This is a genomic window from Parafannyhessea sp. (assembly GCF_051876455.1).
In the GTDB taxonomy this organism is placed as follows: domain Bacteria; phylum Actinomycetota; class Coriobacteriia; order Coriobacteriales; family Atopobiaceae; genus Parafannyhessea.
The window spans coordinates 1-10,252 of sequence record NZ_JBJEHW010000159.1; the positions used below are offsets into that span (position 1 = coordinate 1).

The window sequence follows — 10,252 nt, forward strand, 5'->3', positions numbered from 1 at the left end:
TGCGCGTGTGGAGCTGGCCCGAGCTCTGCGGGGTGCCGTCGGTCTCGAGCTTGAGGAGGGGCGTCTGGGCCATGCCCGCGACGTCCGCGTACTCGAAGCCGTAGTAGTCGCAGAACTTCATGGTGTGGTACACGATGCCCGCGTGGCCGCCGGCCACCAGGCCCGAGCGGCCGCCGACCTCGTCCATGCGCATGCACGGCGTCTGGGAGAGGAGCGCGCCCGCGTACCAGTCGACGAACTGGTCGAACGTGGAGGCATTGGAGCCGTTGCCCGCGATGTCCGGCACGGCGCAGCGGCCGCAGCCCGTGGACTCCGCGCGGGCGAGCTCGAGCGGGGGCTGCGCGAGGACGCGCTCGCCCGTGCAGGTGTGGTTGACCACGGGGGCGTGGAGGTCATGGTTGAGCTCGTCCAGGAGCGACTGCGGGGCATGGGCGCCCACGAGGGCGACCGAGCCCGGCTTGTGCGCGGGTGGCACCTTTATGGCGGCCAGCGCGGAGCCGACCTCGAAGCTCTTGCCGCTGAAGTCCGCGTAGGCCTGGGCCAGCTTGCGGAGCTCGCCCGCGAGCAGGCGCTGGGAGGCCGGGGTCACCACGTGTGGGATGTCGAGCAGGTAGAGAAAATCGAGGCAGTGCTGGGCGTTGAGCACGTCGTAGCAGCGGCGCATGACGTCGCAGCAGGTGGTGAGGACCAACTGGTGCACGTTGGGGCTGAGCCCGCACGCGATGACGGACTTGCCAAAGCCGCACAGGTTGCCGTGGGCCAGGCGCTCGGCCGCCTCGAAGCTGTCCGGCTCCACCATGATCTGCTGGGACGTTGCGCCAAAGCCGGCCAGCAGCTCGATGGGGGCGTACTTGCAGCCGTAGCAGACGACTGGGTTTGTCATGATCTTCTCCCCGACTGTAGCATTTCCAGGAAGGCCTGCACGCGCGTGGCCGTCTGGCCCTCCGGCATGTTGCGGCGGGCGCAGCCGTCGCCGTCGAGCACGAGCGTGGGGAAGCCCGCGTCCTCCAGCTCGGCCTTGATGAGCTGCGAGGCGCCCATGGTCTCCTTGCAGCCCCAGTGGCAGAACACGATGGCACCATCGGCCTGCGTGGTGCGCGCGAGGTGGAGCAGGCGATCCACGCGGCGCTGGGCCGGGCCGTTGTAGCTGTTGTAGACCAGGCGCTCGGCCATGTGCTCGAAGGGCTCGCCGGCGTCGTGGCGCCAGCCGCCCGGGCGAAACTGGTCAAAGCACATCTCGCTCGCGACGATCTGGGCCAGGGGCGAGTTGTCCACGGCGCGCTGCAGCGGCACGCTGAAGTACGGCATGGTGTGGCTCCACAGCAGGTTGAGGCCAGCGTAGGGGTGCGTCTTGGCCGGGATCTCCTGCTGGACCAGGTCCATCAGGTGGTCCACCTGCGGCGTGCCCAGCATCATGTGCATGGAGCAGGAGCGCATCATCTCGATGGTCATGGTGGTGTGCATGGTGCGGCCGGCGCGCTGGGGCAGGGTGCGCTCCATCACGTCGAGCGCGCGGATGCTGCGCGCCACGTGCTGGGACAGGACGCGCTGGTCAAGCTTGGTGTTGAAGACGTCCTGCGCCGCGGAGGCGAGCTCGCGAAGCTCGTCCGCCACGTAGTGGACCGCGTCCTCGCTGGGGTCGTATGGCACGTCGATGTAGCGGCGCTCGCAGTCCAGGTGGCGCGCCAGCCACTTGAACGTGAGGTTGTTGGCGTCGCAGGCGACGGAGCAGTTTGCGATGAGCCGGGGCGCCGCGATGACGCCTGCCGCCGTGGCACCCACCAGCACCTTGTGGTAGCTGCAGTAGGACTCCGGCACGGAGCGCTGCTCCGCCGCGGTCACAAAGCCCTGCTCCGCCTGCGCGCCGCTGAAGAAGTCGCCAATGGCCTCCGCGATCACGGGGTACAGGCCCATGGCGTGAAAGATCTCGCTCGGCATGAACATGGACGTGAGGACCATGCGGTCGGGGTGCTCCAGCGCGCCCACCACGCCCTCGAGCGTGAGGCGGTTGTCCAGCTGGCCCGAGGGCAACAGCTCGCGCCGCGGCAGCAGCTGCGTGCGCAGGCGCTCCGCCTTGAAGCCCGTGAGCAGCAGGCGGCGCGCGAGCGCGGGGTTGGTCTCTATCTGGCTGTCGACCAGCTGGCCAAAGCGCTCGATCACGTCCGTCGAGCGCTTCTGGTCGTCCGCGGGCACGGGCTAGCCCTCCTGGTAGTCGGCGTCAGGTGCATCGGCGGGCGAGAAGGACGCGCCGTCCTGGGCAGTGGCAGACTGCGGGTCCGCGAGCTCGATCACGCGGAAGTCGCGGCTGGTGGACTCCAGCGCCTGGCGCGGGCCAAACACGACGACGGTGCCGCGGCTGGCGAGGCCCTCCATGGACGGAGCGAGCGCGCGGAGGTCCTCCGCCGTGGTGTGGAGCTCCTGGTCGCGCACGGTGGCGCGGAAGTCCGCCGGGCGCGCCATGAAGTACTGGTTGTCCTGCCTGCGGGCGCGGGCGCGGCTCTTTACGGGGGCGTCCGTGCCGGCCACCACGCTCACGATGTAGCCGTCCAGCTCGTCCGCGTCGCCCCGCCAGTTGGCCAGCCAGTCCGCCGCACCGGCGTAGCGGCCGAGCGTGCCCTCCACGCCCGGGTCGCGGTACGACCAGTACTGCTGCAGGCCCGCGACCATGTGGCGGAAGCCCACGCCGTAGGCGCCGCCCTTGACGCGGACCTCGTTCCACAGGTAGTCGAGCGTGAGCATGCGCGAGGCAACCTGCCAGGTGCCGACGCTGCCGGAATCCTTGGGGGAGGGGCCGGTGCCCTCGGCCACGTAGCACACGTTGGAGGGGATGACGTAGAACTCGTCATGCGGCTGCGGCGCGGGGACGCTCAGGCGCACGCCCGAGGTGGGTGCGGGGGAGAAGGGATCCTCTGCCGTGGGGACGTTCTCCTGGCCCGCGGGGGGCGTGGGCAGGCCCAGCGTGCCGGCCTCCTGCCAGAAGCGCTCGCGGTCGGCCTTGGGGCCCGTGAAGCTCGTTATCACGTTGCGCGTGGTGAAGATTTGTGCGACCAGTTGCTCCAGGTGCGCGCGGAGCTCGTCCTTGCGGGCGTCCCAGTTTGCGAGCAGCTGCCGCAGGAAGAGGTAGTACTCCGCGCCGCCGATGTTGTTGGCCACGAGGTTGACCTTGGAGTACATGCCGGAAAGCTGCGCCATCGCGCTGGAGTGGCCGCTGTTGGCAAACTGCTGCGCCAGCACGATGCGCTGCTGCGTGAGGATGGCGAACATGCGGTCCGCATCCGCAAAGCTGGTGTGCAGCATGACCTCCGTGGGGATGGTCGCAAGCTCGTGGACCTTCTCTTGCAGCGCGCTTGCGCCCACCACGAGCTTGGGGTCCGCAAAGTCGAGGTCGTCGTCGCGGCCGTAGGTCTCCGTAAAGAACGTGAGGCCGCCCAGGTTGGCCTCAATGTAGGTGTCAAGGTCGGACGCGGAGTGCTCGCTCGTGTCGAGCTTGCCCAGGAGCTCTGCCAGAACGCCCACGTACGGCAGGTCCCCAAACTGGAGGCCGCTCAGGTCAAAGTAGTGGTACACGTAGTCGATCCTGCGCGTGGGCAGGTCGTGCCACAGGCAGGGGAGAGGTGCCTCGGCCCTTTGCAGCGGCACCTCCTTGGGCGCGGGGCCAATGTCCGCCACGGTCAGGCGCGGCAGCGTGGCCAGGGCCTCCGGGCTGTCCGGGGCCTCCTGCTCGGGGCGCAGCGCCTCCACCTCGTCTGCCACGGCCTGCAGCTGGTCCGCGTCCATGGCCGCCTTGCGGGCGGCAAGCTCGTCCTTCTCCTCCGCGGCGGAGCCCTCCTCCGTGGGGACCAGCTCCACCTCGCAGCAGTGGTCGCTCTTGCACACCAGGCCGTTTAGCAGGCGCTCAAAGTAGCCGTCGTCCAGGCCCTGGCGCATGTGGGCCAGCTCCTGCTCGTAGCGCAGGTAGTCCACGGGGCGGTCGTCGTCGTACAGCCAGCTGGACATGGCCTGGATGCTCAGGGCCACGCCGTCGCCGTACGGGCCCCAGTCGCCCTCGCGCATGTTGAACTCGCCCAGCGCCAGGGAGGCGTTCAGCTTGTCGCGGCCGATGCCGTTGGTCGCGAGCTCCGCGCACGTGGACTCCACCACCTCGCGGAAGCGCTGCGCCACGCCGGGCTTGGCGCCCTTGAGCTGGAAGAGCGCCACGGGCTGCAGCTGGCCGTCCACCAGCGTGGCCGTAAAGTCGTCGCCCAGGTCCGCGTCGAGCACCGCGCGCTTGAGCGGCGCCTCGTTGGAGCCGGCCAGCGCGTCCAGCAGCACGTCCGTGGCCAGCACGCGCTCGCGGTCCGCCGCGCCGCCGATCACGTACGCCAGGCCAACGCTCGCGTTCTCTGGCGCGGTGGCCATCTTTACCTGCGCAAACGGCGCGCGCACGGGCGCCTGCGGCACCAGCTGGTTGGGCGCGCCCGCGTGGCGGTCCGTCGCGTGGCCAAAGCGCTCGTTTAGGAACGCGAGCATGTCGTCGATGTCGAGCGCGCCGTACAGGATGGTGTAGCTGTTGGCCAGGTTGTAGTGGCGCGCGTGCGTGTCCAGGAACTTCTTGTACGTTAGCTGCGGGATCTGCCGCGGGTCGCCGCCGGACTCAAAGCGGTAGGCGTTGTTGGGAAAGAGGCTGCGGTTCACGGCTTCAAACAGCACGTCGTCCGGGTCGCTCAGGGCACCCTTCATCTCGTTGAACACCACGCCGTTGTACGCCAGGCGGGCGTCTGGGTCGTCCGGCGCGGCGGGGTTGCCGTCAGAATCCTGCAGCTCCAGGTGCCAGCCCTCCTGCTCAAAAATGCGCGGGCGGTTGTAGATCGCCGGGTGCAGCACGGCGTCGATGTAGACGTCCATCAGGTTCTTGAGGTCCGCCACGTTGGTGGAGGCCACCGGGTACATGGTCTTGTCCTGGAAGGTCAGCGCGTTCAGGAACGTCTGCATGGACGTCTTGAGCAGGTTGACGAAGGGTTCCTTAACGGGGAAGCGGTCGCTGCCGCACAGGACGGAGTGCTCCAGAATGTGGAACACGCCGGTGCTGTCCGCCGGCGGGGTCTTGAACGCGATGGAGAAGGACTTCTCGTTGTCGTCGACGGCGAGCCACATGGCGCGGGCGCCGGTGGCGTCGTGGCGCATCACGTACGCGTGGCCGTCAAACTCCGGCAGGGGGATGACCTTCGTGACCGTGAAGCCCTCGTGGGCGGTGCCCACGGCCAGGGCCGGGTCGGCCGCGGAGTACGGGGGCACGTTCTTCTCGCCCTGGGCGGGCGCGCCGGCCGACGAGGGTTGCTGGGCTGAGCTGTCAATTGTCTGCATGGCTACTCCTGTTGTGTCAAATATCTAACGAGCTAACTCTACCCCTCTTGCCGCAAACTTTTCCGCGCGGCGGTGTTATGGTGCAAAGCGTGAAACTTGCAGGTACGTTTGAGGTTTGGAGCGCCGTGGCACAGCAGGGCATGGTCCCCTTTGACGAGGTGGATGAGGACGAGAAGAACGGCCTTGGCGCTCGCGTGCGCCGCGTGGGCGGGCGCGTCAAGCGGGCCGGCCGCGCCGCGGTGCGCGGGGAGTCCGCCGTGGCGCGCGGTATCCTGCTCACGCTGTTGGGTGGGACGTTCTGGGGCATCAACGGCACCCTGTCCAAGGTGCTCATGGGCACGTACGGCGTGCAGCCCCTTTGGCTTGCCTGCGTGCGAGAGCTCAGCGCGTGCTGGCTGTTCCTGATCGCGGGGCACCTCACGTCGCCGGAGCGCCTGCGCGGTGTGCTGCACGACGGCCGCTCGCTCCTGAGCATCCTGGGCATCGCCGTGGGGTCGATCCTGTTCTCGCAGGTGGCGTACCTCGAGGCGATCAACTGGACCAACTCCGCCACGGCCACCATCCTGCAGAGCCTCTCCGTGGTGATCGTGATGGTGTACGTGTGCATAGTCAACAGGCGCCGCCCGCGCCGGCGCGAGCTGATCGGCCTGGTGCTGGCTGTGGCTGGCACCTACCTTGTGGCCACGGGAGGCGACCCCACCAAGCTCGCGCTGCCGCCGCAGGGCCTGGCGTGGGGCATGGGCTGCGCCGTGGCCGCCACGATCCTGGCCATCCAGCCGGTGCGCATGATCACGCGCTGGGGCAACTTTGCGGTCAACGGGCTTGCGTTTCTCTTCTCGGGAATCATTCTCACCATCGCGTACCAGCCGTGGGCGCACATGCCCACGCTGGACGCCGCCGGCGTCGCGCTGGTGCTGCTCTCCGTGGTGCTGGGCACGTTTGGCGCCTACGCGCTCTACCTGCAGGGCGTCAAGGAGGTCGGCTCCGTGCGCGGCTCCATGCTCGGCACGTCCGAGCCGGTCATGGCCACCATCAGCTCCGTGGTGTGGCTGGGCGCCGTGTTCACGCCCATGGACCTGCTGGGCTTTTTGATGATCATCGTGATGGTGTTCCTCACGGCGTAGGGGACGCGCATGGCAGAGTCGCAACACAACGCGGGCGGCGCATCCGCCGCGCCGGAGGTGCCCGAGGGCTTCAATCTTGCGCTTGCCTTGGTGGACGCGGTGCCTGTGGCGCTCTTTGGGGCGTCCTGCCTGGTGGCGGGCGCGCGCATCGGGAGCCCCGTGTGGGTCATCGGGGCGTCGCTCGCGCTAGCGGGAGGCACGGGCAAGGTCGCCTGGAAGCTCGTGATGGCGCTGGCGCACCGCAATGTGCCGATCCTCAGCAGGCAGATGCGCTACGTGATGCCCGCGGGGTTCGCCCTCATGGTTGCTGGTGCCGTGCTGGACGCCGCGGGGACGCTGGGGCTCCTGCGCGTCCTGGTGCGCATGCCCAGCCTGCCGCTCGTGCTGGCGTGGCTGGCCTGCATGCTGCTCATGGGGCGGTTCGCGCGCAGCCGCGACCAGCTCGATGCACGCTCCAACTGGATCGAGCAGGGCACCAACGCGCTGGGCCAGCTTGCACTTCTCTGCGCGCTGCTGCTGGCGTAGCGGGCACCTGCCGGCAGCCCCCGCCGCGGGGGAGAAGAACGGCCATCCCGCACGAGACTCCGCTCGGGATGGCCGTTCTTCTCGATGTATGTGCCTTGTCTGCCGCGCTAGATGCTGTTCATGTTGCTGAGGACCGCGGAGTACCAGAACTGCCAGTTGGGCGGGCAGTACTTCTTGGCGGCCGTCACGCTCACGGTGTAGCCGTAGCCGGAGGCCAGGCCCGCCACGTGCGCGCGGATGGCGCTGTCCCAGTCGCTAAAGCCGGAGCTGCCCCAGCCCCAGGCGTTGTACGGCTTGAAGCAGTACAGGCCCTTGCTGGACTCCACGTTGGCGATGGCGGGGGAGTAGCGCGGGTCCACGCCGTTGTCGTAGGCGGCCTCGGCAAAGGTCTTGCCGTGCCCGGCCATGGGCGATCCGGCCAGGTACGCGTTGATGCGGCCGGTCCACTCCTGCACAAACTTGTCGCGCGCAGTCCAGGTCACGGCGTCCGTGTTGGAGGTGTCGCTGGAGGCCTTGCCGTTGGAGTTCGAGTTGGAGTTCGAGTTCGAGCTGTTATTGCTGTTGTTGCTCGAGTTCGACGCGTTGTTGCTCGCGGTCGGCGTGGTCACTGTGGCCGTGTTGCCCGACTCGGTCTTGAACGTGGTCTGACCGTCCTTCTCGGCCTTCTGGGCCTCCTCGACGGCCTTCTGCGCCTCGGCCTGCTGCGCTGCCAGCTCCTTGGCGGCCTTCTCCTGGGCCTCCTTGCGCGCGGCTATCGCGTCGTCCATGGCGGTCTTTGCCTTGTCTTTGGCCGTCTCGGCCTCGGCCTTCTGCGCCTTGAGCGTGTCTTGCGTCTGCTCCAGCTTCTGCTGCGTGCTCACGAGCTTGTCCATGGCATCGTTGTTCTTGCCTGCCACGATGTCCAGGTAGTTCATGGCGCTAATCAGGTCGTTGAAGCTGTCCGAGGATAGCAGCATGTCGACCACGCCGCCGCTCGACTGCGACAGCTTGTACGACGAGCTGATGGACTTCGCCGCGTTGGCGCGCAGCTCGGGCAGCTCCTTGTTGAGCTCGTCGATCTTGACCTGGTTGTCGTCCATGCTCTTCTGGACCTTGCTCAGGTTGGAAGCGGCCTCGTTGTACGCCTTGCTGGTCTGCTCGACCTTCGCCTGCAGGTCCGAATCCTCGCTCGCCACGGCGCTCGTGGGGAAGGCCCCCATCCCAACGCCAAACAGAAGCCCGGCAACCAGCGCGGTCGCCGCGAGTCGCATGGGTTTGCGTGTCATGAATCCCCGCCTTCGGAAATCGTCTGCGGTCTGCGTGCTTGCGCAACGTGCATACGCAACATATCTATATTACATAGCATCGCGCAATCACACGCCCCCTCCACATGTGGCGCCGCCTGCCGATGAACCCTTGACGCACTTTTCCGCATGACCCCCCGGCTAGAAACCCGTTCTTCTCGCCCGCGCCTTTGCCTTGTCTGCACGCGGCCGTCGCGTGCGTCGAGAAGAACATCCCGCCCGGGCCGAAGCCCAGGCGGGATGCCGAGTCGTTCTGTGTTGTGACTGCGCTGTCGCGCGCCGTGCCGATGCCTTCGCTACTTGAGGACCAGCGTGTCGCACTTGGCGTTGCGCGTCAGGAACGTGCTGATGGAGCCCAGCAGCGCGTACTTGATGGAGGAGAGGCCGCGTGCGCCGCAGATGATCAGGTCGGGCTCGATCACGTCGATCATGTCGTCCTTGAGCGTCTCGCGGATGCGGCCGGCCTTTACGATGACCTCGACCTTCTTTATCGTGTCGATCTTCTTGGCCTTCTCTACCTGCTCCGCGATGGAGTCGCGAAAGTCCTTCTCGAGGCTCTCGACCAGGTCTACGGGGTAGGTTCCCGCCGTCTCCAGCGCCGTGGAGTCGATAACGTGGCCGATGTAGAGCTCGGAGTTGTTGTTGGCTGCGACGATGATTGCACGGCGCAGGACCTCGTCCTGCTGCTCCGTCCCGTCCAGCGCCACGAGGATCCTGTCATAACCCAGGTCCTGATACTTGGTAACCATAGAGCACCTCCCGTGCCTTGATCCTGCAGGTACCCTGCGCATCCCCTGCATGTGTCGAGTCTACCCACCAGCCGGCGCGACCCGCGGGCGAACCCGCGAGCGGTCGCCATGGCGCGGGCAAGGGGCCGGCGCCAGCCCGGGTGGCCGTCCTTCTCGCCCGTTATTGCTCAGGCAAGGGGAGCGTAAGGGGGTCGTGATTGTCTTGTGGTGGGCCGTCCGCCGCGCGCGCGAAACGTATGATAGAGAGTCGCAAACGTCATCGGGAGGTCTCCTTGAACGTAATCGAACTACTTAAGGCGGCACTGTACGGCCTGGTCGAGGGCATCACGGAGTGGCTGCCCGTCTCCAGCACGGGACACATGCTGCTTCTGGACCAGTTTGTGAAGCTGGACGTCACCAAGGACTTTTGGGACATGTTCCTGGTCGTGATCCAGCTCGGCGCGATCCTGGCCGTCTGCGTCATGTTCTTTGGCCGGCTCAACCCGTGGTCGAGCAAGAAGACGACGGAGGAGCGCAAGGGCACCTGGCGCCTGTGGGGCCAGATCATCGTGGCGTGCCTGCCCGCGGCCGTGATCGGCATCCCGCTGGACAACTGGATGGAGGACCATCTGGGCAGCCCCTTCGTGATCGCCGCGGCGCTCATCGTCTACGGCATCGCCTTCATCGCGATCGAGACGCACCGCGAGCACAAGGCGGAGCAGATCGCGATCGAGCGCTCGTTCAGCCCGCGCCCGCAGCACTTCAAGCCCAACTCCCAGCCCGTCGCGCAGAGCAAGGCCGCGCTGGCCGACGTGGACGCCCGCGTGCAGAGCATTAGCGAGCTTGGCTGGGGCACGGCCATCGGCATCGGAATCTTCCAGGTGCTTTCCATGGTCCCCGGCACGTCGCGCTCCGGCTCCACCATCATCGGCGGCCTGCTGCTTGGCTGCTCGCGCGCCGTTGCGGCCGAGTTCACGTTCTACCTGGCCATCCCCGTGATGGTGGGTGCCTCCGGCCTGCGCCTGGTAAAGTTCTTCCTCAAGGGCAACGCCTTCACGAGCTCTGAGCTTGCCATCCTCGGCGTTGGCTGCCTGGTGGCCTTCCTCGTGTCGATCCTGGTGATCCGCTTCCTCATGGGCTTCATCAAGAAGCACGACTTCAAGCCGTTCGGCTGGTACCGCATCGCCCTCGGCGTCGTGGTGATCGCGTACTTCCTGTTTGCCTACCACATCATCTAGCGCGTGGGAGA

8 protein-coding genes are annotated in these 10,252 nt (G+C 67.2%); 3 read left to right on the plus strand and 5 right to left on the minus strand.

Annotated features, from left to right (window positions below; genetic code table 11):
- The 3 genes from ACI38Z_RS06915 to ACI38Z_RS06925 all read right to left on the minus strand — a co-directional run.
- Window positions 1-883 (minus strand): 2-hydroxyacyl-CoA dehydratase family protein (locus tag ACI38Z_RS06915; RefSeq protein WP_439789457.1); only part of this gene is annotated, 883 nt, incomplete at its 3' end.
- Window positions 880-2,193, minus strand: coding sequence for a 2-hydroxyacyl-CoA dehydratase subunit D (locus tag ACI38Z_RS06920; protein WP_439789458.1), 1,314 nt, complete (start codon window positions 2,191-2,193; stop codon window positions 880-882). The genes ACI38Z_RS06920 and ACI38Z_RS06915, both read right to left, overlap by 4 nt.
- 3 nt (window positions 2,194-2,196) lie before the next feature.
- Entirely contained in the window at window positions 2,197-5,343 is a 3,147-nt protein-coding gene (locus tag ACI38Z_RS06925; RefSeq protein WP_439789459.1) for an insulinase family protein, read from the minus strand.
- A 125-nt stretch (window positions 5,344-5,468) separates the two neighbouring features.
- Here ACI38Z_RS06925 and ACI38Z_RS06930 point away from each other — a divergent pair, with 125 nt between their 5' ends.
- Entirely contained in the window at window positions 5,469-6,467 is a 999-nt protein-coding gene (locus tag ACI38Z_RS06930) for a DMT family transporter (RefSeq protein ID WP_439789460.1), read from the plus strand.
- Window positions 6,468-6,476: 9 nt separating this feature from the next.
- Entirely contained in the window at window positions 6,477-6,992 is a 516-nt protein-coding gene (locus tag ACI38Z_RS06935; protein ID WP_439789461.1) for a hypothetical protein, read from the plus strand.
- Between the two features lie 107 nt (window positions 6,993-7,099).
- Here ACI38Z_RS06935 and ACI38Z_RS06940 read toward each other — a convergent pair whose 3' ends face one another.
- The gene (locus ACI38Z_RS06940) at window positions 7,100-8,257 is read right to left on the minus strand and encodes a coiled-coil domain-containing protein (RefSeq protein WP_439789462.1); all 1,158 of its coding nucleotides are present in this window, start codon (window positions 8,255-8,257) and stop codon (window positions 7,100-7,102) included.
- Between the two features lie 314 nt (window positions 8,258-8,571).
- Window positions 8,572-9,024 (minus strand): universal stress protein, encoded by a 453-nt coding sequence (locus ACI38Z_RS06945; RefSeq protein ID WP_439789463.1) that lies wholly within the window; start codon window positions 9,022-9,024, stop codon window positions 8,572-8,574.
- Window positions 9,025-9,296: 272 nt separating this feature from the next.
- Here ACI38Z_RS06945 and ACI38Z_RS06950 point away from each other — a divergent pair, with 272 nt between their 5' ends.
- Window positions 9,297-10,241, plus strand: coding sequence for an undecaprenyl-diphosphate phosphatase (locus tag ACI38Z_RS06950; protein WP_439789464.1), 945 nt, complete (start codon window positions 9,297-9,299; stop codon window positions 10,239-10,241).
- Window positions 10,242-10,252 lie beyond the last annotated feature (11 nt).

Bases quoted from the DNA above. Each gene is read 5' to 3' on its own strand.
- ACI38Z_RS06940 (WP_439789462.1), bottom strand. From the start codon at position 8,257: ATGACACGCAAACCCATGCGACTCGCGGCGACCGCGCTGGTTGCCGGG.
- ACI38Z_RS06945 (WP_439789463.1), bottom strand. From the start codon at position 9,024: ATGGTTACCAAGTATCAGGACCTGGGTTATGACAGGATCCTCGTGGCG.
- ACI38Z_RS06935 (WP_439789461.1), top strand. From the start codon at position 6,477: ATGGCAGAGTCGCAACACAACGCGGGCGGCGCATCCGCCGCGCCGGAG.
- ACI38Z_RS06925 (WP_439789459.1), bottom strand. From the start codon at position 5,343: ATGCAGACAATTGACAGCTCAGCCCAGCAACCCTCGTCGGCCGGCGCG.